The 26,005-nt window shown below is 57.7% G+C and carries 23 protein-coding genes, 5 tRNA genes and 1 pseudogene; 20 read left to right on the top strand and 9 right to left on the bottom strand.

Annotation, left to right across the window (positions count from 1 at the left end; genetic code table 11):
• Positions 1 to 8: 8 nt before the first annotated feature.
• Both KGB21_RS27055 and KGB21_RS27050 read left to right on the top strand, forming a co-directional pair.
• Positions 9 to 251, top strand: a complete 243-nt coding sequence (locus KGB21_RS27055) for a hypothetical protein (RefSeq protein WP_034146810.1) — start codon at positions 9 to 11, stop codon at positions 249 to 251.
• A 29-nt stretch (positions 252 to 280) separates the two neighbouring features.
• On the top strand, positions 281 to 1,030 hold the full coding sequence (locus KGB21_RS27050; RefSeq protein WP_223507254.1) for a TerC family protein: 750 nt from the start codon (positions 281 to 283) through the stop codon (positions 1,028 to 1,030).
• A gap of 184 nt (positions 1,031 to 1,214) precedes the next feature.
• Here the strand turns inward: KGB21_RS27050 and KGB21_RS27045 are convergent, their stop codons facing one another.
• Positions 1,215 to 1,376 carry a hypothetical protein gene (locus KGB21_RS27045; protein WP_223507253.1) on the bottom strand — a complete coding sequence of 54 codons (162 nt, stop codon included), beginning with the start codon at positions 1,374 to 1,376 and terminating at the stop codon, positions 1,215 to 1,217.
• Between the two features lie 224 nt (positions 1,377 to 1,600).
• On the opposite strand from KGB21_RS27045, the gene KGB21_RS27040 reads away from it, so the two are divergent.
• From KGB21_RS27040 to KGB21_RS27030, 3 genes are all read left to right on the top strand, one after another.
• On the top strand, positions 1,601 to 2,272 hold the full coding sequence (locus tag KGB21_RS27040) for a peptidase C39 family protein (RefSeq protein WP_411741422.1): 672 nt from the start codon (positions 1,601 to 1,603) through the stop codon (positions 2,270 to 2,272).
• An 88-nt stretch (positions 2,273 to 2,360) separates the two neighbouring features.
• Complete coding sequence (locus KGB21_RS27035) at positions 2,361 to 2,567, top strand: DUF6021 family protein (protein ID WP_034146813.1); 207 nt, start codon at positions 2,361 to 2,363, stop codon at positions 2,565 to 2,567.
• Positions 2,568 to 2,585: 18 nt separating this feature from the next.
• Positions 2,586 to 2,801: a hypothetical protein gene (locus tag KGB21_RS27030; RefSeq protein ID WP_223507251.1), complete on the top strand. Its 216-nt coding sequence runs from the start codon at positions 2,586 to 2,588 to the stop codon at positions 2,799 to 2,801.
• A 56-nt stretch (positions 2,802 to 2,857) separates the two neighbouring features.
• Here the strand turns inward: KGB21_RS27030 and pbpG are convergent, their stop codons facing one another.
• Complete coding sequence (gene pbpG, locus KGB21_RS27025) at positions 2,858 to 3,796, bottom strand: D-alanyl-D-alanine endopeptidase (RefSeq protein ID WP_223507250.1); 939 nt, start codon at positions 3,794 to 3,796, stop codon at positions 2,858 to 2,860.
• 237 nt (positions 3,797 to 4,033) lie between these two features.
• Complete coding sequence (gene folD / locus KGB21_RS27020; RefSeq protein WP_034146815.1) at positions 4,034 to 4,888, bottom strand: bifunctional methylenetetrahydrofolate dehydrogenase/methenyltetrahydrofolate cyclohydrolase FolD; 855 nt, start codon at positions 4,886 to 4,888, stop codon at positions 4,034 to 4,036.
• A gap of 275 nt (positions 4,889 to 5,163) precedes the next feature.
• Between folD and KGB21_RS27015 the strand changes: the two genes are divergently transcribed.
• The 12 genes from KGB21_RS27015 to KGB21_RS26960 all read left to right on the top strand — a co-directional run bounded on the left by KGB21_RS27015 (position 5,164) and on the right by KGB21_RS26960 (position 15,853).
• A tRNA-Arg gene (locus tag KGB21_RS27015) sits at positions 5,164 to 5,240 on the top strand.
• A gap of 32 nt (positions 5,241 to 5,272) precedes the next feature.
• A tRNA-His gene (locus KGB21_RS27010) sits at positions 5,273 to 5,348 on the top strand.
• 56 nt (positions 5,349 to 5,404) lie between these two features.
• Positions 5,405 to 5,489 (top strand) — tRNA-Leu (locus KGB21_RS27005).
• Positions 5,490 to 5,566: 77 nt separating this feature from the next.
• Positions 5,567 to 5,642 (top strand) — tRNA-His (locus KGB21_RS27000).
• 402 nt (positions 5,643 to 6,044) lie between these two features.
• Positions 6,045 to 7,355, top strand: a complete 1,311-nt coding sequence (gene tig, locus KGB21_RS26995; RefSeq protein WP_034146816.1) for a trigger factor — start codon at positions 6,045 to 6,047, stop codon at positions 7,353 to 7,355.
• Positions 7,356 to 7,448: 93 nt separating this feature from the next.
• Positions 7,449 to 8,084: an ATP-dependent Clp endopeptidase proteolytic subunit ClpP gene (gene clpP, locus KGB21_RS26990; protein ID WP_007970761.1), complete on the top strand. Its 636-nt coding sequence runs from the start codon at positions 7,449 to 7,451 to the stop codon at positions 8,082 to 8,084.
• Positions 8,085 to 8,195: 111 nt separating this feature from the next.
• Positions 8,196 to 9,479: an ATP-dependent Clp protease ATP-binding subunit ClpX gene (gene clpX, locus KGB21_RS26985; protein ID WP_007946893.1), complete on the top strand. Its 1,284-nt coding sequence runs from the start codon at positions 8,196 to 8,198 to the stop codon at positions 9,477 to 9,479.
• Positions 9,480 to 9,797: 318 nt separating this feature from the next.
• On the top strand, positions 9,798 to 12,194 hold the full coding sequence (lon, locus tag KGB21_RS26980) for an endopeptidase La (RefSeq protein WP_034146817.1): 2,397 nt from the start codon (positions 9,798 to 9,800) through the stop codon (positions 12,192 to 12,194).
• 149 nt (positions 12,195 to 12,343) lie between these two features.
• Positions 12,344 to 12,616: an HU family DNA-binding protein gene (locus KGB21_RS26975; RefSeq protein ID WP_002552737.1), complete on the top strand. Its 273-nt coding sequence runs from the start codon at positions 12,344 to 12,346 to the stop codon at positions 12,614 to 12,616.
• Between the two features lie 54 nt (positions 12,617 to 12,670).
• Positions 12,671 to 12,745, top strand: a tRNA-Leu gene (locus tag KGB21_RS26970).
• A 105-nt stretch (positions 12,746 to 12,850) separates the two neighbouring features.
• Complete coding sequence (locus KGB21_RS26965; RefSeq protein WP_223507249.1) at positions 12,851 to 14,722, top strand: SurA N-terminal domain-containing protein; 1,872 nt, start codon at positions 12,851 to 12,853, stop codon at positions 14,720 to 14,722.
• A 282-nt stretch (positions 14,723 to 15,004) separates the two neighbouring features.
• Positions 15,005 to 15,853, top strand: a complete 849-nt coding sequence (locus KGB21_RS26960) for a DUF2242 domain-containing protein (RefSeq protein ID WP_034146819.1) — start codon at positions 15,005 to 15,007, stop codon at positions 15,851 to 15,853.
• Positions 15,854 to 16,200: 347 nt separating this feature from the next.
• On the opposite strand, the gene KGB21_RS26955 is transcribed toward KGB21_RS26960, so the two are convergent.
• Positions 16,201 to 17,241, bottom strand: a complete 1,041-nt coding sequence (locus KGB21_RS26955) for an AraC family transcriptional regulator (RefSeq protein ID WP_223507248.1) — start codon at positions 17,239 to 17,241, stop codon at positions 16,201 to 16,203.
• Positions 17,242 to 17,244: 3 nt separating this feature from the next.
• Entirely contained in the window at positions 17,245 to 18,375 is a 1,131-nt protein-coding gene (locus KGB21_RS26950; protein WP_223507247.1) for a nitrilase-related carbon-nitrogen hydrolase, read from the bottom strand.
• Positions 18,376 to 18,584: 209 nt separating this feature from the next.
• On the opposite strand from KGB21_RS26950, the gene KGB21_RS26945 reads away from it, so the two are divergent.
• Positions 18,585 to 20,624, top strand: coding sequence for an NADPH-dependent 2,4-dienoyl-CoA reductase (locus KGB21_RS26945; protein ID WP_034146842.1), 2,040 nt, complete (start codon positions 18,585 to 18,587; stop codon positions 20,622 to 20,624).
• Between the two features lie 202 nt (positions 20,625 to 20,826).
• Complete coding sequence (locus KGB21_RS26940) at positions 20,827 to 21,753, top strand: 1-aminocyclopropane-1-carboxylate deaminase/D-cysteine desulfhydrase (RefSeq protein WP_223507246.1); 927 nt, start codon at positions 20,827 to 20,829, stop codon at positions 21,751 to 21,753.
• 110 nt (positions 21,754 to 21,863) lie between these two features.
• Here KGB21_RS26940 and KGB21_RS26935 read toward each other — a convergent pair whose 3' ends face one another.
• The 3 genes from KGB21_RS26935 to KGB21_RS26925 all read right to left on the bottom strand — a co-directional run bounded on the left by KGB21_RS26935 (position 21,864) and on the right by KGB21_RS26925 (position 24,748).
• Positions 21,864 to 22,424: a cytochrome b gene (locus tag KGB21_RS26935; protein ID WP_223507245.1), complete on the bottom strand. Its 561-nt coding sequence runs from the start codon at positions 22,422 to 22,424 to the stop codon at positions 21,864 to 21,866.
• Between the two features lie 246 nt (positions 22,425 to 22,670).
• Positions 22,671 to 23,498 (bottom strand): phosphonoacetaldehyde hydrolase, encoded by an 828-nt coding sequence (gene phnX / locus KGB21_RS26930; RefSeq protein WP_223507244.1) that lies wholly within the window; start codon positions 23,496 to 23,498, stop codon positions 22,671 to 22,673.
• 140 nt (positions 23,499 to 23,638) lie between these two features.
• Positions 23,639 to 24,748 (bottom strand): 2-aminoethylphosphonate--pyruvate transaminase, encoded by a 1,110-nt coding sequence (locus KGB21_RS26925; protein WP_223507243.1) that lies wholly within the window; start codon positions 24,746 to 24,748, stop codon positions 23,639 to 23,641.
• A 109-nt stretch (positions 24,749 to 24,857) separates the two neighbouring features.
• Here KGB21_RS26925 and KGB21_RS26920 point away from each other — a divergent pair, with 109 nt between their 5' ends.
• On the top strand, positions 24,858 to 25,721 hold the full coding sequence (locus KGB21_RS26920; RefSeq protein WP_034146847.1) for a LysR substrate-binding domain-containing protein: 864 nt from the start codon (positions 24,858 to 24,860) through the stop codon (positions 25,719 to 25,721).
• A 90-nt stretch (positions 25,722 to 25,811) separates the two neighbouring features.
• On the opposite strand, the pseudogene KGB21_RS26915 reads toward KGB21_RS26920, so the two are convergent.
• Positions 25,812 to 26,005 (bottom strand): annotated as a pseudogene (locus KGB21_RS26915) (IS110 family transposase); the annotation flags it as partial.

The raw sequence follows: 26,005 nt of genomic DNA, 5'->3' as shown, positions 1-26,005 counted from the left end.
GAAGCATCATGAAAATTAAAGCCACGGCTCTGGTGATCACATCTTTACTGGTATTGGCCGGTTGCGATCAGGCTGAGAAAAGTGCTCAACAATTGATGGGTAAAGCCGCCGAGAGCGCAAAACAAGCCATCGACGACACCCACAAAGCCGCCGAACAAGCACTCAGCGATGCCACTGGCGGGTTGATCAGCAAAAAAGAATCAACGGAAAAAGAGTCGGAAAAAACCGAATCTTCCTCCCAGGAAATCTAAACCGTCTTACAACGAGTCAGGACTGACCCATGGAATACCTTTTACAACTTGCTGCCAGCCCCACCGCGTGGGTTGCCCTGGCCACCCTGGTGGTAATGGAAATCGTGCTCGGCATCGATAACCTGATCTTCATCTCGATCCTGACCAACAAACTGCCCGAGCAGCATCGGCAGAAAGCGCGGCGCATTGGTATCGGCATGGCGTTGATCCTGCGACTGGGTCTGTTGAGCACCATCGCGTTCATCGTCCAGTTGACGGCGCCAGTGATCGAGATTCTTGGCCACGCGTTCTCCTGGAAAGACATGATCCTGATTGCCGGTGGCCTGTTCCTGTTGTGGAAGGCCACCACCGAGATCCATCACAGCATGGACCCGGCTCCGGAAGATCCGAAGTCAGCGACGTCGACTGTGACCTTGGGCTTTGCCGCTGCAATCGGTCAGATCCTGATGCTGGACATGGTGTTCTCCATCGACAGCATCATCACCGCTGTCGGCATGACCGAGCATTTGCCGATCATGATCATCGCGGTGGTGGTGTCGGTACTGGTGATGTTGCTCGCGGCTGATCCACTGGCCAAGTTCATCAACGACAATCCGACGGTGGTGATGCTGGCGCTGGGCTTCCTGATCATGATCGGCATGACGCTGATCGCCGAAGGCTTCGGCGCCCACGTACCGAAAGGCTACGTCTATGCCGCCATGGCGTTCTCGGCAGCGATCGAGATGCTGAACATGATGTCGCGTCGGGCCCGGCAGAAGCGGGTAGCCGCTGAAGCTTGACCTTGGACTTGCTGGCGATGGCGTTCTCAATGACGCCATCGCCAGCAAGCCGGCTCCTACAAAAAGCGTTCACACTGAACCCTGTAGGAGCTGCCGCAGGCTGCGATCTTTTGATCTATAGGAAGTCAAAGTCAAAAGATCGCAGCCTGCGGCAGCGCCTACAGGGGCAATTCGGGTATAGGTGTCAGTGGGCGCTGGCGTGATGGCCGGGTGCCTTGGCGGGTTTTACTGGTTGAACCGGAGGATGATAATGCCGACGGGTAATGCGCAGAACGCCCCACAACATGGCGGCGGCAACGGCCAGCCAGCCGGAAATCAACATCACGATTGTCATTGTCAGGCTCATCGATGCCTCCTCTTTGCCCTGCAGCGGGCACACTCACCTTGCAAGTGACAGTCTAGTCGCTGGCGTGTTTCAGGCTATTGACCGAAGGTCGACTCTGACCAATCAGTTCGCTCTATCCAAGGTCATCAACTGCCGGTTAAGGCTATACCGCTGGCGCGTGGCGTCCTATGATCGACGGCTAAGCCGGGAATGCGATTGCCTGGCGTCTGAACAAGAGAGTGATGATGGTGCGGGTAATTTCTCGGATTCTAGCGGCGACGCTGATTGTGGGGTGTGTTGCCAGTCTGGCGGGGTGCGCCGGGAGCGTCTCCCCAGAGATCAAGCGTTTGCCGGAGCGTGTCGAACTCAGCGGCAGGTTCTACAAGGGCGTGGCCAATCAAAGCGGGCCGCAAGTGCTGGCCAGCATGCTCTCGCAACAGGGCATCGTGATCACCCCGGGCTTGCTCGACAAGCCGTTGCACCTGCCGGGCGGCGAAGCGCAATTACAACAGAACATGCAGAACCTCGCCCGTGAATACGGGATGATGGTGTATCCCCTCGACAGTAATCTGCCGGCCTTGTTGACCCAGGTCGCGGCCGGTTATCCGGTGATGGTGCGTTTCACTGAAGGCTCGGCGCTCTGGTCCGAGCCGCGTTACGCGATTCTGAGCGGGTACAACCGTCAGAAGCAGACCGTCTTGTTGCGCGCCGGAATGGACCAGCGGCTGCTGATGAGCTTCGGTTCGTTCGAATCGGCGTTCAAGGATGCCGGTGGATGGGCGGTGTTGATTCAGGCACCCACGCAAATCCCGGCTAACGTCGATCAGCAGCGCTGGCTCAAGGCAGCGAACGATCTCGCTCAGGCGGGGCAAGAGCAAGCCGCCGCCCGGGCGAAAAAAGCGTTGAGCGCCCAGTAAGTCCGTTCGTCACCCGCACGGCACCACCGCACGTTGTCAGCCTCTGATGGATAAGGCCCGGTTTTCATCGGGCCACCAGGAGGTGTCCATGGCACATTCCAATACCCCCGATGGCCCGCACTCGTCCGAGCATTCATCTGGCGATGAGTTGGATTTTGATCCCGATTCCCCTGACCTTGCTGATCCGGCGGTCGATCCCATTGGCCCGGCCAAGGCGCCAAGGGATGTAAAGCCGGGTGACAATCCCAAGGCTCCCGCCAAACCCTACGATCCACTCGGTGATCTGAAACCGTAGGTCCTTATGGAGGTGCGTATGTCTACCGATTCGAGCTTCAACGACAAACGTCCGGAAACCGTGCCAACTACGCCCGAGCAGGACACGGATCCGGTGATGGACCCTGCTAGCCCGATGCGCGATCCGCTCGCACGGCCGACGGTGGTGCCGATCGAACATCCGCATGGCTGGCGAGACCCAAGCAAAGGTGATGGCATTCCGGATGACGACCAGATGCCGCTGCCCAACGACTAATTGGACACAAAAAAAGCCCCGCATGATCGGGGCTTTTGCTTGATGTGGCTGTCGGCTTACTTCGACGCCTCAACCACACCGGTCTGGCGCTGTTTGAGGTTCTTGTCCGATTTGTATTGCAAGGCTGCAGAAGCCACGGCGGCGCTCTTGCCGGTTTCAACCCAATTGCGGATGCGCGCGGCATCGGCAAAGTGCGTGTATTTGCCATAAGCGTCAAGCAGCACCAGGGCAACCGGGCGGTTACTCATTCGGGTTACCAGCACCAGGCAGTGACCTGCTGCGTTGGTGAAACCGGTTTTGGTTATCTGGATGTCCCAGTCGTCCTTGCGGACCAAGTGGTCAGTGTTGCGAAAACCGAGGCTGTAGACCGGTTTGCGGAAGGTAACGGTTTTTTCCTTGGTCGTGGTCAGGTCGGTCAGTAACTGGTATTTGTGCGCGGCGATCAACAGTTTGCTCAGGTCGCGAGCGGTCGAAACGTTGCGCGGGGAGAGACCGGTCGGCTCGACGAAGTGGGTATTGGTCATGCCCAGCGCCCGGGCCTTGGCGTTCATTGCCGCAATGAACGCGGCATAGCCGCCCGGATAGTGGTGGGCCAGGCTCGCGGCGGCGCGGTTTTCAGAGGACATCAAGGCAATCAACAGCATTTCCCGGCGCGGAAGTTCGCTGCGGAGTTTTACCCGGGAGTACACACCTTTCATTTCCGGTGTGTCGCTGATGTCGATGTTGATGTACTCGTCCAGGTTCTGCTTGGCCTCAACCACCACAAGGCCGGTCATCAGTTTACTGACGGAAGCGATGGGCACAACGACGTCCGGGTTGTTGGCATAGATGACAGTATGGGTCTGCATATCCAGCAGCAAGGAACTGCCGGAAGCAAGCTTGAGTTGCGAGGTGTCGCGAGGCGCTGCGGTGGTTTCGCCAGCGCTGGCGATCGGCGTGATGAAAGTCCCTGTAACGGCGAAAAATAGGCTCAGGATGGAAAGACGGATTTTCACGCTGGCAGACTCATAAAGTGTTGATAAGCCGTTTTGTAACGGGCTATTACTCAAAAAGCGCGACATTCTGGAGTATGGCTGAATAACTGTCGATGGTTGTTCGAGCCGTAGGTGAAAGTCCTTTGAAACATGAAAAAAATGTAATTTTCCGGCGGATGGTCGTCCTTGTTTTGCGGGCAAAAAGAACCCCGCCATGGGCGGGGTTCTTCGACTCACTGTTTACCGCTGCGGGGAAACTCAGCTGTGCAGGGTTTCGGCCGCGTACAGTGTGTTCTCCAGCAGGCAGGCACGCGTCATCGGGCCAACGCCGCCCGGTACCGGAGTGATCCAGCCGGCGCGGGGCAGGGCGGTTTCGTAAATCACGTCACCGACCAGTTTGCCGTCGTCCTGACGGTTGATGCCGACGTCGATCACGATCGCGCCTTCCTTGATCCATTCACCCTTGACCAGGCCCGGCTTGCCGGCGGCTACCACCACCAGGTCGGCACGGCCGACGTGGCCGGCCAGATCCTTGGTGAAGCGGTGAGTGACGGTCACTGTGCAACCGGCCAGCAACAATTCCATCGCCATCGGGCGCCCAACGATGTTGGAAGCGCCAACCACCACGGCGTTCATGCCGTACAGATCGGCGCCGGTGCTTTCCAGCAAGGTCATGATGCCTTTAGGGGTGCACGGACGCAGCAGCGGAATGCGCTGGGCCAGACGGCCGACGTTATAAGGATGGAAGCCGTCGACGTCTTTATCCGGACGAATGCGCTCCAGCAGTTTGGACGCGTCCAGGTGTTCAGGAAGAGGAAGCTGAAGCAGAACGCCGTCAATTGCCGGATCGTCGTTGAGGCGATCGATCAGATCGGTCAGCGCTTCTTGAGTGGTTTCGGAAGGCAGGTCATAAGCTTGGGAAAGGAAGCCGACCTCTTCACAGTCTTTACGCTTGTGCGAGACATAAACCTGAGAGGCAGGATCGCTGCCGACCAGGATCACCGCAAGGCCGGGCGTGCGCAGGCCTTGCTGGCGACGCTCGTTGACGCGTTGGGCGATCTGCTGGCGCAGGCTGGCGGCGATCGATTTGCCGTCGATTAGTTGTGCAGTCATTGCGCGTGATTAACCATCGAGAGGGGAAAAAAAGAGAACGCATTCTCGCATGTCATGCGGTGAGGGCAAAGGCGCTTGGTCTGCAAATTCCCCTAACCCCTTTAATTAAATGAATTTTTTTTAAAAAGGATTTGACGACCTTCGGGGCGCTCTATACTATTCGTCGCACTTGTCGGGCACAGCCTAGCACTGGTTAAGAAGGTCGAGCGGAATTACGGTTCTGCAAAACTGGAAAGCATTTAGTTTGTAGTCCTTCAAGGGTACAGATTAATAAGGCGCCCGTAGCTCAGCTGGATAGAGCATCCGCCTTCTAAGCGGATGGTCGCAGGTTCGAGTCCTGCCGGGTGCGCCATTAGGCAGCATTGGCACAAGTAACGCGATATGGTGGGCGTAGCTCAGTTGGTAGAGCACGGGATTGTGACTCCCGTTGTCGTGGGTTCGATCCCCATCGTCCACCCCATATTTCGAAAGGCGCCAGATTAACAGTCTGGCGCCTTTGCTTTAAAAGCTTCACTCGCGGATGTGGTGGAATTGGTAGACACACTGGATTTAGGTTCCAGCGCCGCGAGGCGTAAGAGTTCGAGTCTCTTCATCCGCACCAAATAAAGCTTCACTCAGGTCGATTGGCCTGGTTGGGGTCAGCAAAGAAGTTGTTTGGCTTTTTTGCAAAGTAATATGGTGGGCGTAGCTCAGTTGGTAGAGCACGGGATTGTGACTCCCGTTGTCGTGGGTTCGATCCCCATCGTCCACCCCATATTTCGAAAGGCGCCAGATTTAACAGTCTGGCGCCTTTTTTGTTTCAGTGGTTTGAGTGTCCAGCGGCTGCCGGTACTGGGTCGCAGGGGCAGGGCGTTTCGTCGTATTTATGTTTCTCGATGATGCCGCGCTGCCCGCCGGCCTTGCTCGCAAGATCGGTTGTCAGGGAGATGATTGGCAGCCTCTTCTATATATAGAAGGGTTGGCGCAGAGCCCTGGCGTGATTGGCTGTATTTGCCACCGGGGCGAGGTGCATCCGTGCATTCGCACCTATAAATTGCCTGCTGCGTTTTTACCCGTTTTCAGTAGGGTGACTTCTTGAGTTTGACCCACTAGAATGCATGCCCTTGATTCTGGGGTCGGAAACGGCCGGCTAACGTCTGTGCAACGAGGAATATCCATGCAAGTTTCTGTTGAAAATACTTCTGCTCTTGAGCGCCGCATGAGCATCACCGTGCCGGCTGAGCGCATCGAGACTCAGGTCAACAAGCGTCTGCAGCAGACTGCCCAAAAGGCCAAGATTGCTGGCTTCCGTCCAGGCAAAGTGCCAATGAGCGAAATCAAGCGCCGTTTCGGTGCTGAAGCTCGCCAGGAAGCTGTAGGCGACGTGATCCAGTCCTCTTTCTACGAAGCTGTGGTTGAGCAGAAGCTGAACCCGGCAGGTTCGCCTTCGATCGAGCCTAAGTCGCTCGAAGCTGGCAAGGATCTGGAATACGTTGCTGTTTTCGAAGTGTTCCCTGAGTTCACCGTTGCCGGTTTCGAAGGTATCACTGTAGAGCGCCTGAGCGCTGAAGTGGCTGATGCCGATCTGGACAAGATGCTGGACATCCTGCGCAAGCAGAACACCCGTTTCGAAGTGGCCGATCGCGCTGCTCAAAACGAAGACCAGCTGAACATCGATTTCGTTGGCAAGGTTGACGGTGAAGTGTTCGCTGGCGGTTCCGCCAAAGGTACTCAGCTGGTTCTGGGTTCCGGCCGCATGATCCCTGGCTTCGAAGACGGTCTGGTTGGTGCTAAAGCCGGCGAAGAGCGTGTTCTGAACCTGACCTTCCCAGAGGACTATCAGAACCTCGACCTGGCCGGCAAAACCGCTGAGTTCACCGTTACCGTGAACACTGTTTCCGAGCCAAAGCTGCCAGAACTGACCGAAGAATTCTTCGCTCAATTCGGTATCAAGGAAACTGGCCTGGAAGGCTTCCGCACCGAAGTTCGCAAGAACATGGAGCGCGAGCTGCGTCAGGCGATCAAATCCAAGGTCAAGAATCAGGTAATGGACGGTCTGCTGGCCACCAACCCGATCGAAGTGCCTAAGGCTCTGCTGTCCAACGAAGTTGACCGTCTGCGCGTGCAGGCTGTTCAGCAGTTCGGTGGCAACATCAAGCCTGACCAACTGCCGGCTGAGCTGTTCGAAGAGCAAGCCAAGCGTCGCGTTGTGCTGGGTCTGATCGTGGCTGAAGTGGTCAAGCAGTTCGACCTGAAACCTGATGAAGCCCGCGTTCGCGAGATGATTCAGGAAATGGCTTCCGCTTACCAAGAGCCTGAGCAAGTTGTGTCCTGGTACTACAAGAACGACCAGCAACTGAACGAAGTTCGTTCGGTTGTGCTGGAAGAGCAAGTTGTGGATACTGTTCTGCAGAAAGCTAGCGTGACCGACAAATCGGTCTCTTACGAAGAAGCGGTCAAGCCGGTAGAAGCTCCACAAGCCGACTGATCATTTTTGCGGTAAGAAGCACACACCATAAGCCAGCTCTCGAGCTGGCTTATGCGTATTCAAGACATAACTATTTGGGAGTGACTGCAGAGCATGTTCCGTAATTCGTATATTCAGCAGAACTCTGATATCCAGGCCGCAGGCGGCCTGGTCCCGATGGTTGTCGAGCAGTCTGCTCGTGGCGAGCGCGCCTATGACATCTACTCGCGCCTTCTCAAGGAACGAGTGATCTTTCTGGTTGGTCCTGTAGAGGACTACATGGCCAACCTGATCTGTGCGCAACTGCTGTTCCTTGAAGCGGAAAACCCGGACAAGGACATCCATCTCTATATCAACTCCCCGGGCGGTTCGGTGACGGCGGGCATGTCGATCTACGACACCATGCAGTTCATCAAGCCAAACGTGTCGACCACCTGTATCGGTCAGGCGTGCAGCATGGGTGCGTTCCTGCTGACGGCCGGTGCCCAAGGCAAGCGTTACTGCCTGCCGAACTCGCGTGTGATGATTCACCAGCCACTGGGCGGTTTCCAGGGCCAGGCCTCGGATATCGAAATCCATGCCAAGGAAATCCTCTTCATTCGTGAGCGTCTCAACACGTTGATGGCCAAACACAGCGGTCGCACTCTTGAAGAAATCGAGCGTGACACCAACCGCGACAATTTCATGAGTGCAGAAGCAGCGCGTGAATACGGCTTGATCGATGAAGTGATCAGCCAGCGTCCTGCTTAATCAAGCAGCTCAAAATAAGGTTGGTCGGCGGGTCCGATCACCAGCGGGCTTGAAAAAGCCCGCAATAGCCTTCATCTTGTGTTGCAAGCCTATCGGATTTGGATCGAACGAATGACTGACACCCGCAACGGCGAGGACAACGGCAAGCTGCTCTATTGCTCCTTCTGTGGCAAAAGCCAGCATGAAGTACGCAAGTTGATTGCCGGCCCCTCGGTCTTTATCTGCGACGAGTGCGTCGACCTGTGCAATGACATCATCCGTGAGGAGGTGCAGGAAGCCCAGGCCGAAAGCAGCGCGCATAAATTGCCTTCGCCTAAAGAAATCAGCGGCATCCTTGATCAATATGTGATTGGTCAGGAGCGTGCGAAAAAGGTTTTGGCCGTAGCGGTGTACAACCACTACAAACGCCTGAACCAGCGTGACAAAAAGAATGACGACGTCGAACTTGGCAAGAGCAACATCTTGCTGATCGGCCCGACAGGCTCGGGTAAAACCTTGCTTGCCGAAACACTGGCCCGCTTGCTGAACGTTCCGTTCACGATCGCCGACGCAACCACCCTCACTGAGGCGGGTTACGTGGGTGAAGATGTCGAGAACATCATTCAGAAGCTGCTTCAGAAGTGCGATTACGACGTAGAGAAGGCTCAGATGGGCATTGTCTACATCGATGAAATCGACAAGATTTCGCGTAAGTCTGACAACCCGTCGATCACTCGGGACGTTTCCGGTGAAGGCGTGCAGCAGGCCCTGCTCAAGTTGATCGAAGGCACGGTCGCTTCCGTTCCGCCTCAAGGTGGTCGCAAGCATCCGCAGCAGGAATTCCTTCAGGTCGACACCCGTAACATCCTGTTCATCTGCGGTGGTGCGTTCTCCGGTCTGGAAAAGGTTATTCAAAACCGTTCCACCAAGGGCGGCATCGGTTTCAACGCAGAAGTTCGCAGCAAGGAAGAAGGCAAGAAAGTCGGTGAGTCCCTGCGTGAAGTCGAGCCTGACGATCTGGTCAAGTTCGGTCTGATCCCGGAATTCGTCGGTCGTTTGCCGGTTCTTGCCACGCTGGACGAGCTTGATGAAGCTGCTTTGATGCAGATCCTCACCGAGCCGAAAAATGCTCTGACCAAGCAGTATGCCAAGTTGTTCGAGATGGAAGGTGTGGACCTGGAATTCCGGGCCGACGCGCTGAAATCGGTCGCTAAACGCGCGCTGGAACGTAAAACCGGTGCTCGTGGCCTGCGTTCGATTCTCGAAGGTGTATTGCTCGACACTATGTATGAAATCCCCTCGCAATCCGAGGTGAGCAAAGTAGTGATCGATGAAAGCGTTATAGAAGGCAAGTCCAAGCCACTGTATATCTATGAAAACAGTGAGCCTGCTGCCAAGGCCGCGCCAGACGCCTAAGCGTCACGCAGCGGGTACAAAGAAGGGGCCTTCGGGCCCCTTTGCTTTTTTGTGGGAACTGGCCTGCCGGGCAATCCATTCCCATGTAGGAGCTGGCGCAGGCTGCGATCTTTTGACTTTGCTTTTCAAAGAGCAAGATCAAAAGATCGCAGCCGGCGACAGCTCGTACCGGGTTTTCTGATGTATCCAGTCCCCTGCATGCTTGGTTCTTCAAAGTCGTTTTTTTATCCGCTTGTTTTTTTCTAAACAAGCCCCCATCTTGGTTTCAAGCTTACTTCCATCTGTTTCCGGCCTTATGGCCGCCGTAGAGGCGAAATCATGAAGACAACCATCGAATTGCCTCTCCTGCCATTGCGTGATGTCGTTGTGTATCCGCACATGGTTATCCCGCTGTTCGTGGGGCGCGAGAAATCCATCGAAGCCCTCGAGGCAGCGATGACGGGCGACAAGCAGATCCTTCTGCTGGCTCAGAGAAACCCTGCTGACGACGATCCCGGTGAAGACGCACTTTATCGCGTAGGTACAATTGCTACCGTCCTGCAGCTGCTCAAGCTGCCTGACGGCACGGTCAAGGTTCTGGTCGAAGGCGAGCAGCGAGGCACCGTCGAACGCTTCAGCGAAGTGGACGGCCATTGCCGTGCCGAAGTGTCGCTGATCGATGAAGTCGACGCGCCTGAGCGCGAGTCGGAAGTGTTTGTTCGCAGCCTGCTGTCCCAGTTTGAACAATATGTGCAGCTGGGCAAGAAAGTACCCGCTGAAGTCCTGTCGTCGCTCAACAGCATCGACGAGCCAGGGCGCCTGGTCGATACCATGGCCGCGCACATGGCGCTGAAAATCGAGCAGAAGCAGGAAATCCTCGAAATTATTGATTTGTCGGCTCGTGTCGAACACGTGCTGGCGTTGCTGGATGCTGAAATCGACTTGCTGCAAGTCGAAAAACGCATTCGTGGCCGCGTTAAAAAGCAAATGGAGCGCAGTCAGCGCGAGTACTACCTGAATGAGCAGATGAAGGCCATTCAGAAAGAGCTCGGCGACAGCGATGAAGGTCACAACGAAGTCGAAGACCTGAAAAAACGTATCGATGCCGCTGGCCTGCCAAAAGACGCGCTCGCCAAGGCGACCGCAGAACTGAACAAGCTCAAGCAAATGTCGCCAATGTCCGCAGAAGCGACCGTGGTACGTTCGTACATCGACTGGCTGGTTCAGGTGCCGTGGAAAGCTCAAAGCAAGGTGCGCCTCGACCTGGCGCGTGCTGAGGACATTCTGGATGCCGACCACTACGGCCTCGAAGAAGTCAAAGAACGCATCCTCGAATACCTCGCCGTGCAAAAGCGCGTGAAGAAGATTCGTGGTCCCGTTTTGTGTCTGGTCGGTCCTCCCGGGGTAGGTAAAACGTCCCTGGCGGAGTCGATTGCTCACGCTACCAACCGCAAATTCGTCCGTATGGCCCTTGGTGGCGTGCGTGACGAGGCGGAAATTCGTGGTCATCGCCGTACGTACATCGGTTCGATGCCAGGAAGATTGATTCAAAAAATGACAAAGGTGGGCGTCCGCAACCCGCTGTTCCTGCTCGATGAAATCGACAAAATGGGCAGCGACATGCGTGGCGATCCGGCGTCGGCATTGCTGGAAGTGCTCGATCCCGAGCAGAACCACAATTTCAACGATCACTATCTGGAAGTCGATTACGACCTGTCCGATGTGATGTTCCTGTGCACCTCGAACTCCATGAACATTCCACCGGCGCTACTGGACCGGATGGAAGTGATTCGTCTGCCGGGTTACACCGAAGACGAGAAGATCAACATCGCCGTCAAATACCTCTCGCCGAAGCAAATCACTGCCAACGGCTTGAAGAAAGGCGAGCTGGAATTCGAAGCCGAAGCGATCCGCGACATCATCCGCTACTACACCCGGGAAGCCGGTGTGCGGGGGCTTGAGCGCCAGATTGCCAAGGTTTGCCGCAAGGCCGTCAAAGAGCATGCGCTGGAAAAACGCTTCTCGGTGAAGGTCACCGCAGACATGCTGGAGCACTTCCTGGGCGTGCGGAAGTTCCGCTACGGCCTGGCGGAACAACAGGATCAGATCGGTCAGGTTACCGGGTTGGCGTGGACTCAAGTGGGCGGCGAATTGCTGACCATCGAAGCCGCTGTCGTGCCGGGTAAAGGTCAATTGATCAAGACCGGTTCCCTGGGTGACGTGATGGTCGAATCGATCACCGCAGCCTTGACCGTTGTTCGCAGTCGCGCGAAGAGCCTGGGCATCCCCCTGGACTTCCACGAGAAGCGTGACACGCACATCCACATGCCGGAAGGGGCGACCCCGAAAGACGGACCTAGCGCCGGTGTAGGCATGTGCACGGCGCTGGTCTCGGCGTTGACCGGCATTCCGGTACGTGCGGATGTGGCCATGACGGGTGAAATCACCTTGCGTGGTCAGGTGCTGGCGATCGGTGGTTTGAAAGAAAAACTGCTCGCTGCTCACCGTGGCGGAATCAAGACTGTGATCATTCCTGAAGAGAATGTGCGCGATCTGAAAGAAATTCCTGACAATATCAAGCAAGATCTACAGATTAAACCGGTTAAATGGATTGACGAGGTCCTGCAGATTGCGCTGCAATACGCGCCGGAGCCCTTGCCGGATGTGGCTCCGGAGATAGTCGCGAAGGATGAGAAACGCGACGCAGATTCTAAGGAAAGAATTAGCACGCATTAGTACGTATTTGCCTGGGGGGCTTCCTTGACAGTTTTTTAGAGCCCTTGTTATAAAGCGGCTCTTAAGTGTCTGTAGGCCATTCAGCACTCGTTTTTGCTTTCACCAAAAAAACTTAGAATCATACTCAAATAGATATAAGGGGACTTAGAGTGAACAAGTCGGAACTGATTGATGCTATCGCTGCATCCGCTGATATCCCGAAAGCTGCTGCTGGCCGTGCGCTGGACGCTGTAATCGAATCCGTCACTGGCGCTCTCAAGGCTGGCGACTCTGTTGTTCTGGTTGGTTTCGGTACCTTCTCCGTAACTGATCGTCCAGCTCGCATCGGTCGTAACCCACAGACCGGTAAGACACTGGAAATCGCAGCAGCCAAAAAACCAGGTTTCAAAGCCGGTAAAGCACTGAAAGAAGCTGTCAACTAAGTTTCGATTCAGGTTTTTGCCTATCCGGGTCGGGGTCAAGCCTGACCTGGCAGCGGAGCGGTAGTCCAGTCGGCAGGTCGCCGGTCCGAGACACCGAGGCTCGCAAGTTCGAGTCATCGGTCCGCTCCGTCAGTTACGAGAAGGCGCATCCTCGGATGCGCCTTTCTTCTATCCGGATTCTACCCACGCTCCACGGTTGCCTAATTTCGAAGTTCAACCGTTTATGGGGGACGCATGCTGCAGAACATCAGGGACAATTCACAAGGCTGGATTGCCAAGACCATTATCGGAGTCATCGTTGCACTGATGGCTTTGACTGGTTTCGACGCCATTTTTCAGGCCACGACGCACAAGAATGAGGCGGCAAAGGTCAACGGCGACGACATCAGCCAGAACGAGCTGAGCCAGGCGGTCGATATGCAACGCCGTCAACTCATGCAACAGCTGGGCAAGGATTTCGACGCTTCCTTGCTCGACGAAAAAATGCTGCGCGAATCGGCCCTAAAAGGCCTGATCGACCGCAAACTGCTGCTGCAAGGCGCAGAAAACTCGAAATTCGCTTTCTCCGAAGCGGCTCTGGATCAGGTGATCCTGCAAACGCCTGAATTCCAGGTGGATGGCAAGTTCAGTCCCGAGCGTTTTGACCAGGTCATTCGCCAACTCGGTTACAGCCGTATGCAATTCCGCCAGATGCTGGCTCAGGAAATGCTGATCGGCCAACTGCGCGCCGGTCTGGCGGGTAGCGGTTTCGTCACCGATGCACAGGTTCTGGCCTTCGCCCGTCTGGAAAAACAGACCCGCGATTTCGCATCCCTGAACATCAAGGCTGACCCGGCGGCGGTGAAACTGACCGACGATGAAGTCAAAGCCTATTACGACGAACACGCCAAGGAATTCATGACGCCGGATCAGGTGGTCATCGATTACCTGGAGTTGAAGAAGGCTTCCTTCTTTGATCAGGTCAGCGTCAAGGACGAAGACCTGCAAGCGGCGTATCAGAAAGAAACCGCCAACCTGTCCGAACAACGTCGGGCTGCGCACATTCTGATCGAAGTGAACGACAAGACCACCGAAGCGCAAGCCAAGGCCAAGATCGACGAGGTCCAGGCACGTCTGGCCAAAGGCGAGAAGTTCGAGGCTCTGGCCAAGGAATTCTCCCAGGATCCGGGTTCGGCGAACAACGGCGGTGATCTCGGTTTCGCAGGTCCTGGCGTCTACGATCCAGCCTTCGAAAAAGCGCTGTATTCATTGGCCAAGGATCAGGTTTCCGAACCGGTTCGCACCGACTACGGTTTCCACTTGATCAAGCTCTTGGGTGTGGAAGCGCCTGAAGTGCCGACATTCGCCAGCCTGAAAGACAAGCTGACCCGCGAACTGAAGACCCAGCAGGTCGAGCAGCGTTTTGTCGAAGCAACCAAGCAACTGGAAGACGCCTCATTCGAAGCTTCCGACCTGGCCCAGCCGGCGCAAGACCTGAAGCTCACTGTTCACACCTCCAAGCCGTTTGGTCGTGAAGGTGGCGAAGGCGTTGCAGCCAACCGTGCCGTGGTCACTGCAGCGTTCAGTCCGGAAGTCCTGGATGAAGGTGCCAACAGCACCGCCATCGAGCTCGATCCGGAAACCGTGGTCGTGGTGCGCGCCAAGGAGCACCTCAAGCCTGCGCAACTGCCTCTGGAAAGCGTGAACGTTGCCATTCGCGAGCAATTGGCCAAGGAGCACGCCAGTGCGGCTGCCAAAACCAAGGCTGATGAGCTGATTGCCAGCCTGCGCGACGGCAAGACCCCGCTGGACAAGCCAATCGACGGTCAAAACTGGAAAGTCATCGAAGCCGCGACTCGCGCTCAAGAAGGGGTTGACCCAACCGTGCTGCAAGCGCTGTTCCGCATGCCCAAGCCTGCGGGCAAGGACAAGCCGACTTTCAGCAGCGTGACGTTGCCTGATGGCAGCCTGATGATCGTGCGCTTGAACGGCGTGAATGAAGCCGCAGCGCCGACTGAAGAAGAGAAGGCTCAATACCGTCGCTTCCTCGCGTCGCGTATCGGTCAGCAAGACTTTGCGGCTTACCGCAAGCAGCTGGAAAGCCAGGCCGACATCAAGCGTTTCTGATGCCAGACTGAGTTTTGCGCTACACAAAAACCCCGGCCCGTTGGTCGGGGTTTTTTATTGCGAAATCAAAAGATCGCAGCCTTCGGCAGCTCCTACAGGGGAACGCATTCCATGTAGGAGCTGCCGAAGGCTGCGATCTTTTGCTTTTGTAAAAGGAGGACGCGAATTTTCCTGCATATTTGGGATCCACAGACCTGTAACTGTTTTAAGACACAATCGTTGCTCCGCTAAGCATCGATCTGTTGCACAATACGCCCCGGACCGTTTTCCTCAGGATGTTCAATGTTTAAATCATTTCCCATGCGTGTCGCCGGGCTGGCGCTGGTGCTTGTCACCGCGGCCGGGTGCTCGTCGAAGAAAGCCGCTATCTATGAGCATGAGAACTTCGATGACTCCGGTACGTTTTCCCGCAATTACCCGGTGACTGATGCACAATCCTGTGAGGCCGCCCGTCGAGCGTTGCTCAGCCAGGGTTACATCATCACCAGCAGCGATCCGAAACTGGTCAGTGGCCACAAGAGCTTCCAGCAGACTGGCGAGACCCACATGGAGATCAGCTTCAGTGTGGTCTGTGCCGATGACGGCAGCGAAGGGCACCATGCAACCATGTTTGCCAACGCCTTGCAGGACCGCTACGCGCTGAAGAAGACCAATAACTCCGCCAGCCTTGGCGTCGGTGTTTTGGGTTCGGTATCGATGCCGATCGGCTCGTCTGACGACTCGATGGTCAAGGTCGCCAGCGAAACCGTCTCGTCGGCCAAGTTCTATGAGCGTTTCTTCGCCCTGGTCGAACTGTTTTTGCCCCCGGAAGCGAAGAAGGCTGCGCACATCACTGAAAAGCCGAAAACCGATCTGGGCGTGCCTGAAACCAAACCAGCACCGGCGCCGTTGGTCGCAACCCCGCCACCTGCAGCAGAGCCAGCGCCTGCCGCGACACCGGAACCGGCACCCGCAGAGGCCACTCCAGCCGCCTCCGAGCCCGTTGCACCGCCGCCAGACGTTGCACCGATTACGCCAGCGGAAAACTCCGAGCCTGCGTCGTCTGCGGAAACGATTACGCCGCCGTCCAATCCAGACAATTTGGCTCCGCCAAGCGAGCCGATTCAATCGATGCCTGTCACAGGCCAGTGACGGTTAGATGCAGCGACGGGATTGCGTGAGTCCGCACCGATCCCGCAGCTGCAAAGATTGATCCGCGTCAACCCAGACCGCTTCCCTGCGGTCTGCATCGAAAAATTCCTGTGATAAATTCCGTACCGCCTGCTACGTTTTATTCAGTAGTGACGTAATGTCGTGTCCGCGTCATGGTTCTTTCACACGGGCACTTTATGCTCGAGGCGTTGGTCAATAATTCAGACATTTTTCAGTGAGCGGTGGGGGATTCGACGATGGACGATTATCAAGAAGAGCTGCTGGAATATCAGGCGTTTGAACTGGACCCGCTGGAACCGGCCGAAGACGCTACCGAGCTATAAGCTTCAGGCGGATTGGCGATGACTACGGCGAAACTCGCCAGGCGTCTGGCCATTCCAGCGTTTGAAGGCACGTTGAAATGCTTCGGCTGAGGCAAAGCCCAGCAGGTAGGCGATTTCCCCGAATGCCAGTTCGGTATCGCGAATGTAGGTCATGGCCAGGTCGCGTCGTGTGTCGTTGAGAATCGCGCGAAATTGCGTGCCTTCCTCGGCGAGTTTGCGCCGCAAGGTCCAGGTTGGCAGCTTCAGGCGTGCCGCCACTTCTTCCAGGTCGGGTTCCCGGCCACCATTGAGCAATGGCCCCAGCAACTGGATGATGCGTTCACGCAGGCTGCGGGTGCGTGTCAGTTGCTCCAGTTCCCGTTCGCACAACTGCAGCAAATGTCGCCAGGTGCTCGGGCAGTGCTCGGGGTTGCGTTGAGCGAGGCTGGACAGGCTCAGGCGCAGCTGGTTGTGTTCGCAGCCAAACTGAATCGGGCAGTCGCCCAATGTTTCATAGTCTGCGCGGTAATCGGGTGCTTCGAACTCGATTTCGATGCGTTCGGCGCGCAGCGGAGCGGGGCTGACACTGGACAATTGCTGCAACCACCCGGCGATGATCGAGTCGACCACGAAGCGGTTATAGGTGTTGTAAGGGCTGATGGAATAAAAGCGCAGCCAGGCGCCCTGAGCGTCTTCGTGAAAGCTCGACTGCCCGCGATAGTTGGAACCATACAAGGCTTCAAATCGAATCAGGCAGCGCGCGGCTTCGCGCACGGTCGGCGCCTGGGCGGCGGTGACCCCGGCAAGGCCGGCCTGACTCAAGCGGCTGAACAGCCCCATGCGCAAGCCGAGCGCCGGGTTCCCGGTCAATTGAATCGCGCTGTGACCCAGGCGCATGTAACGCGGGATCGAGAGTCGTGCACCCGCTTCGCCGAGACGGGCCGCATCGAGGCCGTATTGGTCCAGCAGCGGTTGCGGGTCCACACCGTGACTGCGTACGGCGTCGGCCAGACTATGAACAAAGCCCACTGACAGATCGCCAAGACGTACCGCAAGGGCTTTCATTGGTTACAACCACAGGTTCAACAGGCGCGCACCACGGGCATTGCCGTCGGCGAACTGCTGTCCGTTACTGTTGAGAAAACTTTGACCGGCGCTGCCCTGATCCCAGAATTGCCCGCGCAGGAACACGCTCATGCCGGCGGTGGCTTGACTGGCCGGCGCCTGGGTTGAGAGGGTCAAGCGCTGCCAGGCCTGGCCTTCGCTGAGCTCACCGGATTTGATGTTGACGGAAGCCGGTGTCGACGAGCCTCGGTAACCGCGCCACGGTTGTTCCCAACTGCCGCGACCCGCCACAAACGCCGGAACCGCTACCAATTGCACACTCTGGTCATCAAGCTTGCGATAGTTTTCCGGATACCAACTGTCGCGCCCGATCAGCACGCCCAAGCGTCCCGCCGGCGTTTCGACCACGTTGAGAGAATGCTCGCCGTTGGCCTTGATCGCATTCTGATCGGCAAAGACCGGATACATCTGGCGCTGGGGCTGCCCGATCGGCTGGCCGTCGCGGTTGAACACCACGCTACTGTTGTACAGCGCGCCGCGACCGATTTTCAGAGTGCCGTCGATGACACTGGGCTCCGGTAACACGATGGAGCCTGCCACCAGCGTGACGTGGAATTCCTTTGCCAGGCCGCCGAACAATGCCTGGTAATCCCTGGCCATGGCTTTGGCTTTCATGCGCAGGTGAGCGTCGTCCAGACGGTTGCCGCCCTCGGCGCTGATCAGCGCGCGAACGAATTTCAAAGGGTTGCTCACAGCCAGCCAATTCATGGCTTCCTTGAGGGTGGCGGCTTGATACAACTCATCCTTCTCGCCGCTGACCATCAGCCAGGTGCCAACATGTTCCGGCAGAACCACGATGGTTTTCTCATTCAACAAACCCTGTTCCCGGGCCTTCTGCAGATAGGCCGCGAGTTTGCGGTGCAGGCGTTCGGGGCTTTGGTAGTCGGTGGGAAACAATTCGGGCTGGATGCCCAGCAGGTTGCCACGATCGGCGGGTGTGCCCTGATCGACGGCGAGACTGATCCGCAGGTCAGAGAGGTAATGGCCCACCGGGCGATCCGCGGCCCACATGGCATAGGTCGTCAGGGCGGCGATCAGCGCCATGGAGAACGTCAGGTACAAAAGTTTACGCATGGGGGAACAGTCAACGGCCGTGTGCAGAATTTGATGACAGGGTATGACCCATGCCGACGCTTGCCAAGGGCCGCTGCGCATTTCGATCAATAAGTTGTCAGTTACGGTCATTGAGCGTCAACGGCTCGGCTCTTAGTCTGTCGAACATGACTGACGGGGGCCGCAGAGCTCCCGCATTTTTTCCGTGTTCGCTCGTTGTGGAGTTACCGATGACCGCCGCTCATTACCCGCACCTGTTGGCCCCGCTGGACCTGGGTTTTACCACGTTGCGTAACCGTACCCTGATGGGCTCGATGCACACCGGTCTCGAGGAAAAGCCGGGTGGCTTCGAGCGTATGGCGGCGTACTTTGCCGAGCGTGCCCGTGGCGGTGTCGGCCTGATGGTGACCGGCGGTATTGGTCCGAACGACGAGGGCGGGGTGTACTCCGGCGCGGCCAAGCTGACCACCGAGGAAGAGGCGCTCAAGCACCAGATCGTCACCCGTGCGGTGCACGAGGCGGGCGGCAAGATCTGCATGCAGATCCTCCACGCCGGCCGTTATGCCTACAGCCCGAAACAGGTCGCGCCAAGCGCCATTCAGGCGCCGATCAACCCGTTCAAGCCTAAAGAGCTGGACGAGGAAGGCATCGAGAAGCAGATCCGCGATTTCGTCACCTGTTCGACACTGGCTCAACAGGCCGAATACGACGGCGTCGAAATCATGGGCTCGGAAGGTTATTTCATTAACCAGTTCCTCGCGGCTCACACCAACCACCGTACCGACCGTTGGGGCGGCAGCTACGAAAACCGTATGCGCCTGCCGGTGGAAATCGTCCGTCGGGTGCGTGAAGCGGTAGGTCCGAACTTCATCATCATTTTCCGTCTGTCGATGCTCGATCTGGTCGAGGGCGGCAGCACCTGGGAAGAAATCGTGTTGTTGGCCAAGGCCATCGAGCAGGCTGGCGCGACCATCATCAACACCGGTATCGGCTGGCACGAAGCGCGGATTCCAACCATCGCCACCAAAGTGCCGCGTGCGGCGTTCAGCAAGGTCACGGCCAAGCTGCGCGGTTCTGTGAACATTCCGCTGATCACCACCAACCGCATCAACACCCCGGAAGTCGCCGAGCAGATCCTGGCCGAAGGCGACGCCGACATGGTCTCGATGGCGCGACCGTTCCTCGCCGACCCGGATTTCGTCAACAAGGCTGCCGAAGGTCGCGCCGACGAAATCAACACCTGCATCGGTTGCAACCAGGCGTGTCTCGACCACACCTTCGGCGGCAAGTTGACCAGTTGCCTGGTGAACCCGCGTGCCTGCCACGAAACCGAGCTCAACTATGTGCCGGTCAAGCAGATCAAGAAGATCGCGGTGGTCGGTGCCGGTCCTGCCGGGTTGTCCGCCGCGACTGTGGCTGCCGAGCGCGGCCATCAGGTGACGCTGTTCGATTCCGCCAGCGAAATCGGCGGCCAGTTCAACGTCGCCAAGCGTGTGCCGGGCAAGGAAGAGTTTTTCGAGACCCTGCGTTACTTCGGTCGCAAACTGCAAACCACCAACGTCGAGGTGTGCCTGAACACTCGCGTGGATGTGGCAAAACTGGTCGAGGGCGGGTTCGACGAAATCATTCTGGCTACCGGCATTGCCCCACGGACTCCGGCAATTCCGGGCGTCGAGAACGCCAAGGTGCTGAGCTACCTGGACGTGCTGCTTGAGCGCAAGCCAGTGGGTAAGCGCGTCGCAGTCATCGGTGCTGGCGGTATCGGTTTCGACGTATCGGAATTCCTCGTTCATCAGGGTCAGGCCACCAGTCTGAACCGCGATGAGTTCTGGAAAGAGTGGGGCATCGACACGCACCTCGAAGCTCGCGGCGGTGTCGCCGGCATCAAGGCTGCGCCCCATGCGCCGGCCCGTGATGTGTTCCTGCTGCAACGCAAGAAATCCAAGGTCGGCGACGGCCTGGGCAAGACCACCGGCTGGATTCACCGCACCGGTCTGAAGAACAAGCAGGTGCAGATGCTCAACAGCGTCGAATACCTGAAGATCGACGACGAAGGCTTGCACATCCGCATCGGCGAAACCGGCGAGCCGCAAGTGCTACCGGTGGACAACATCGTGATCTGCGCCGGACAGGATCCACTGCGTGAATTGCAGGATGGCCTGGTAGCGGCGGGGCAGAATGTGCATTTGATCGGCGGCGCGGACGTTGCGGCAGAGCTGGATGCCAAGCGCGCGATCAATCAGGGGTCGCGATTGGCTGCTGAACTGTAATTTGCGTGCCTGTGGCGAGTGAGCTTGTCGGAACGCCGTACCGTCCTGCTGGGCTGCGAAGCGGCCCTGAAACCAGTCACCCGAATTTCCCATGCACATCGCGTGCACCGGAATTACGACTGCTGCGCAGCCGAGCGGGAGCAAGCTCCCTCGCCACAGTTCCACTGTTAAGATGTCGGCTCTTCACACAGAGCCGGCATCAATGCTTTCTCCTCCCGCAAACTGGCTACCCCAAGCCCCCCTCGACCCCCTTCACCTCGATTGGCTCACCAACGCCAACATCGAAGTCGCCATCCTGCGCCTGGACCAGATCGACCCGCTGATCAGCGGCAACAAATGGTTCAAGCTCATCGAACACCTGAAAACCGCTGACCTTGCAGGCGCCGAAGGCATCATCAGCCTCGGTGGAGCGCACTCGAATCATCTTCACGCACTGGCCGCAGCCGGTAAGCGTTTCGGTTTCGCCACGGTCGGTTTATTGCGCGGGCACCCTCAGGAAACGCCGACGGTGGACGACTTGCAGGCGTTCGGCATGCAATTGCACTGGCTCGGTTATGGCGGTTATCGCGCGCGGCATGAAGCGGGGTTCTGGGAGCCGTGGCAGGCGCGGTATCCCGAACTGTTTCCGGTGCCCGAAGGCGGCGGTGGTTTGCCAGGAGCAACGGGCTGCACTCAGCTCAAAGCACTGGCCTGCCAGCAACTGGAGGGATTGGGTTGGAGTGACTATGACGGCTGGTGGCTGGCTTGCGGGACGGGTACAACCCTGGCCGGGTTGGTAATGGCTGAAGCGGGAGAACACCCGGTTTACGGTGCGTTGGCGGTGCCGGACGATCACGGTGTGGCGCAGCAGGTCGAGCGCATTTTGGAGGAGGCGGGCGTGAATGCTCCGACTTATGAACTGTTCGACGCAAGCCGGGGTGGCTTTGCCAAGGTCGATCCGCTGTTGCTTGAATTCATTGCGCAGACCGAGCAAGTCAGCGGCATTGCTCTTGAACCCCTGTACACAGGCAAAGCATTGCTGGCGCTCAAGCAGCAAGTCGAGGCGGGGAAGTTTGCCCGAGGCACACGGTTAATCTTTATACATACTGGTGGTCTACAGGGCCGCCGAGGTTTTAACTTGAAAACCTGACCCCTGTAGGAGTGAGCCTGCTCGCGATAGCGGTATGTCGGTGAATAATGATTCGACTGATAAACCGCTATCGCGAGCAGGCTCGCTCCTACAGGGGATGGTTGGTGTTATCAGGAATTGCTGTTCACCCGCTTCGGCATCATCCGCAACAAGGTGTTATCGCCCACCACATAGTGGTGATACAGCCCCGCCACGGCATGCAGGCCGATCAGCCAGTAGCCGATCGTGCCGCCGAGCTCGTGCCAGCCCTGGATCTGCTTGGCCAGGTCCTTGTTTTCCGCGATCAGCAGCGGCAGGTCGAAACCGTAGAACATCACTTGGTTGCCTTTGGCGCTGGTCACCAGCCACCCGAGAATCGGCATGGCGATCATGAAAAGGTACAGCGCCCAGTGCATCAACTTGGCCAGCAGCGTTTGCCACTTCGGCGAAGCTGGAAAGATCTGTGGTGCCGGGCCCAGGCTGCGGGCGAACAGGCGTAGCCAGACCAATACGAATACGGTCAGGCCAAGCATGAAGTGCGATTCCACGATCAGCGTTCGAGCGCCGCTGCCCTTGGGAAAGAGACCGCGCAGTTCGATGCAGGCGTAAACCAGTGCCAGCAGGACCAGCATCAACCAATGCAGTGCAATTGACACGGTGCTGTAGCGCGAGTCGGAGTTTTTCCACGGCATACGGTGTTCCTCACAGGTCCGGTTTGAAGCGCCCGTTCTTGATCGACGGTGTGCCTTAACTGTAATCCTGTTTCACCGGGTTTGCCTGTGGCTATCCGTCACGGGATGCTCTGGTTCAGGTAATTGACAGCCAAAACGCAAATCCCCTGTAGGAGCTGCCGCAGGCTGCGATCTTTTGATTTTGTTTTTTCAAGATCAAGATCAAAAGATCGCAGCCTGCGGCAGCTCCTACAAGGGGCGGGTTTGTCAGCTGGTTTGAGGCATCTCGCCTTTGGCCAGGCGTTTGTTGATGTCGGCGATCACTTCCGGCAAGTCGGTGATGGTGTCGATCATGTAGTGCGGACGCGAGCCTTCGAACAGCGCGTGAATGCGTTTGCGCTCGCTGGCCAGTTCGTCGCTGCCGAGGGCGCGATAACCTTCGTAGTCCAAGCCCAGTGCGTTGCCCGAGCAGATCAGCGCGACGGTCCACATGCCGGCCCGACGACCTTCGAGAATGCCCGGCACAGTGTCATCGATCTTCACGCAAGCGGCGACGTCGTCGATGCCCAGGGCGATCACGTTCGCCAATGCTTGAGCCGGCCACGGGCGGCCGTTCGGTACTTCGTCGGTGGCAACAACGTGGTCAGCCACGTAACCGTTGGTGGCGGCCAGTTCGACGACTTTGTCCATGACCTGTTTTGGATAACCGGAGCAGGAACCGATCTTGATCCCTTGCTGGCGCAGGTTGGCGATGGTGTCCAGGGCGCCCGGAATCAGTGCCGAGTGCTCGGCGATTTTTTCGATTTGCAGCGGCATGAAACGCTGATAAATGGCGGTGACGTCATCGTCGGTCGGCGTGCGGCCGAACACTTTGCGATAACGTTCGGCGACTTCCGGCTGATTGCACAGCGTGCGGATGTGGTCCCACTTGCCCATGCCCATCGGGCCACGGGCTTCGTCGATGGACACCTGGACGTCGAACTCGGCGAAGGCTTCGACGAAGATTTGCGTCGGCGCGAAAGAACCGAAATCGACCACGGTGCCGGCCCAGTCGAGGATGGCGGCCTGGAGCTTGGTTGGGTTGGTGTAGTTCATGGCAATTAAATTCCTGAGTTGGCAATACGGTTCAATGTAGGAGCGAGCCTGCTCGCGATGGCGGTGTATCGGTCGACATCGTCGGTGAATGTCAGACCGCTATCGCGGGCAAGCCCGCTCCCACAGGGATTTGCGGCGATTCAGATCTCTAGCACTTCCATCTCGCGCAGCACTTCGCCGATGGCAGCTACGGCTTCGCGCATTTCGGCCGGTTGGACGTGGCCGATGCAGCCGACGCGGAAGGTTTCGACCTGGGTCAGTTTGCCGGGGTAGAGGATGTAACCCTTGGCCTTGACTCGTTCGTAGAATTCCTTGAACTGGTAACGCGGATCTTTCGGCGCGTGGAAGGTGGCGATGATCGGTGCCTGGATCGCGGCCGGCAGGAAACTGCGCAGGCCCAGTTTGCTCATCTCTTCCATCAGTGCCTGGCAATTGGCGGCGTAGCGCTCGTGCCGGGCCGGCAGGCCGCCTTCTTCGTTGTATTGCAGCAGCGCTTCGTGCAGCGCGGCGACCACGTGGGTCGGCGGGGTGTAGCGCCACTGACCGGTCTTGGCCATGTAGGTGTGCTGATCGAACAAATCCATCGCCAGCGAATGCGAGTTGCCTGCCGCGTTGGCCAGGGATTCCTTGCGAGCGAAAACAAACCCCATCCCCGGTACACCTTCGAGGCATTTGCCCGACGCAGCAATCAGCGCATCGAACGGCACCTGTTGCGCATCCACCGGCAGGGCGCCGAAGGAGCTCATGGCGTCGATGATCAGACGTTTGCCGTGTTGCTCGACGACTTGGGCGATTTCCGGTAGCGGGTTGAGGATGCCGGTGCTGGTTTCGCAATGAATCAGTGCGACGTGAGTAATGCCTGGGTCGGCGCGCAGCAGGCGCTCGACGTCGGCGGCGGTGGTCGGTTCGTCTTCGGCGGTTTCAAAGGTGCTGAACGAGCGACCGAGCACTTCGCAGATCTTCGCCAGGCGTTTGCCGTAGGCACCGTTGATCAGCACCAGGACTTTGCCGTCGCGAGGCACCAGGGTGCCGATGGCCGCTTCGACGGCGAAGGTGCCGCTGCCTTGTAACGGCACGCAGTGGTGGCTGGCGGCGCCGTTGATGATCGCCAGCAGTTGTTCGCAGAGGCTGGCGGTCAGTTGGTTGAAGCGGTCATCCCATGAACCCCAGTCAACCATCATCGCCTGACGGGTGCGGGCCGACGTGGTCAATGGGCCGGGGGTGAGCAGGATGGGTGCGGCAATACTCATTCTCGTGTCCTCGCAATCGATGGGATGACGCTACGGGGCTTAAATTGCAATTTGCCGAGTTATCAATCAAATTGTTTGTTGTTATGCCAGCCATCAGTGAGGCTTATTCATGAACCTGTTTCAGCTCCGCGCCTTCGACGCCGTGGCCCGCGAGGGCAGCTTCACCCGCGCCGCTGCGCGACTGTTCATCAGCCAACCGGCGGTCACCGGGCACATCAAGGCGCTGGAGGAGCACTACCAGATCACCCTGTTGCGCAGGACTGCGCGCCGGGTGGAACTGACGGAGGAGGGCACCAAACTGGCGGCGATCACCCGGGCGATGTTCGGTCTGGCCGAAGAGGCGCAGGTGATGCTGGAAGCCAACCGACAGTTGCTCACTGGGCGCTTGGAAGTGGCGGCGGACGGGCCGCACATGGTCATGCCGATGCTCGCCAGCCTGCGCGCGCGTTATCCGGGGATCACGGTGAATTTGCGTCTGGGCAATGCTCAGGAAACCCTGGCGGCGTTGTTGTCAGAACATGCCGACGTGGCGGTGCTGACCGAGGTCGAGCCGCGCAAGGGATTGCATCTGCAAGCCTTGAGCGAATCACGCATTTGTGCGCTCGTGCCCGAAGGTCATCCGTGGGCGCGGCGGAGCAAAGGCGTGCCGCTCAAGGAGCTGGATCAGGTGATCATGGTGTTGCGTGAACCGAGTTCGATTACCCGGCGTACGTTCGATGAAGCTTGTGCTCAGGCCAGCGTGCATCCTCGTGTATTGCTGGAGCTGGACAGTCGCGAGGCAGTCACCGAGGCGGTAGCGGCTGAGTTGGGCGTGGGCGTGGTGTCATCGGTCGAAGTCAGTCACGACCCGCGGGTGGCGGCGGTGCCGATCATTGGCGAGGGGTTGGTCAATCGGCACATGATGGGGTGCATGGAGCGGCGGCGGGATTTGCGTTTGATACAGGCGTTTTTTGGGCTGGCCTCAAGCAAGTAGACCGAGTCGCGGCCATCGCGGGCAAGCCACGCTCCCACAGGTTTGCGTCGTGCACAAAACAGGTGACCGGCGTAAATCCTGTGGGAGATTCTATGTTGCAGGGGAACCCTGCAGCCTTAAATTCGGCTGGTATTCGCTCTGGTTTTTCATGAGAGCAAATGCCACCCGGCACAGCTTGCGCGCGAGGATGACCAGGGCTTGGGTTTTTGCCAGGCCTCTGGCCAGATAGGACTCATAAAAAGGTTTCCAGATTGGAGATCGACAAGCCGCCATTGCCGCGTTGT

The sequence above is a fragment of the Pseudomonas sp. GL-RE-29 genome (genome assembly GCF_019947275.1).
Lineage (GTDB): Bacteria > Pseudomonadota > Gammaproteobacteria > Pseudomonadales > Pseudomonadaceae > Aquipseudomonas > Aquipseudomonas fluorescens_A.
The sequence above is the reverse complement of the archived record's forward strand: the minus strand, read 5'-3'. Positions and strand labels throughout refer to the sequence as shown.

Coding starts and splice junctions, on each gene's coding strand:
- KGB21_RS27055 (WP_034146810.1), top strand. CDS start 9: ATGAAAATTAAAGCCACGGCTCTGGTGATCACATCTTTACTGGTATTG.
- KGB21_RS27050 (WP_223507254.1), top strand. CDS start 281: ATGGAATACCTTTTACAACTTGCTGCCAGCCCCACCGCGTGGGTTGCC.
- KGB21_RS27045 (WP_223507253.1), bottom strand. CDS start 1,376: ATGAGCCTGACAATGACAATCGTGATGTTGATTTCCGGCTGGCTGGCC.
- KGB21_RS27040 (WP_411741422.1), top strand. CDS start 1,601: ATGGTGCGGGTAATTTCTCGGATTCTAGCGGCGACGCTGATTGTGGGG.
- KGB21_RS27035 (WP_034146813.1), top strand. CDS start 2,361: ATGGCACATTCCAATACCCCCGATGGCCCGCACTCGTCCGAGCATTCA.
- KGB21_RS27030 (WP_223507251.1), top strand. CDS start 2,586: ATGTCTACCGATTCGAGCTTCAACGACAAACGTCCGGAAACCGTGCCA.
- folD (WP_034146815.1), bottom strand. CDS start 4,888: ATGACTGCACAACTAATCGACGGCAAATCGATCGCCGCCAGCCTGCGC.
- tig (WP_034146816.1), top strand. CDS start 6,045: ATGCAAGTTTCTGTTGAAAATACTTCTGCTCTTGAGCGCCGCATGAGC.
- clpP (WP_007970761.1), top strand. CDS start 7,449: ATGTTCCGTAATTCGTATATTCAGCAGAACTCTGATATCCAGGCCGCA.
- clpX (WP_007946893.1), top strand. CDS start 8,196: ATGACTGACACCCGCAACGGCGAGGACAACGGCAAGCTGCTCTATTGC.
- lon (WP_034146817.1), top strand. CDS start 9,798: ATGAAGACAACCATCGAATTGCCTCTCCTGCCATTGCGTGATGTCGTT.
- KGB21_RS26965 (WP_223507249.1), top strand. CDS start 12,851: ATGCTGCAGAACATCAGGGACAATTCACAAGGCTGGATTGCCAAGACC.
- KGB21_RS26960 (WP_034146819.1), top strand. CDS start 15,005: ATGTTTAAATCATTTCCCATGCGTGTCGCCGGGCTGGCGCTGGTGCTT.
- KGB21_RS26955 (WP_223507248.1), bottom strand. CDS start 17,241: ATGAAAGCCCTTGCGGTACGTCTTGGCGATCTGTCAGTGGGCTTTGTT.
- KGB21_RS26950 (WP_223507247.1), bottom strand. CDS start 18,375: ATGCGTAAACTTTTGTACCTGACGTTCTCCATGGCGCTGATCGCCGCC.
- KGB21_RS26945 (WP_034146842.1), top strand. CDS start 18,585: ATGACCGCCGCTCATTACCCGCACCTGTTGGCCCCGCTGGACCTGGGT.
- KGB21_RS26940 (WP_223507246.1), top strand. CDS start 20,827: ATGCTTTCTCCTCCCGCAAACTGGCTACCCCAAGCCCCCCTCGACCCC.
- KGB21_RS26935 (WP_223507245.1), bottom strand. CDS start 22,424: ATGCCGTGGAAAAACTCCGACTCGCGCTACAGCACCGTGTCAATTGCA.
- phnX (WP_223507244.1), bottom strand. CDS start 23,498: ATGAACTACACCAACCCAACCAAGCTCCAGGCCGCCATCCTCGACTGG.
- KGB21_RS26925 (WP_223507243.1), bottom strand. CDS start 24,748: ATGAGTATTGCCGCACCCATCCTGCTCACCCCCGGCCCATTGACCACG.
- KGB21_RS26920 (WP_034146847.1), top strand. CDS start 24,858: ATGAACCTGTTTCAGCTCCGCGCCTTCGACGCCGTGGCCCGCGAGGGC.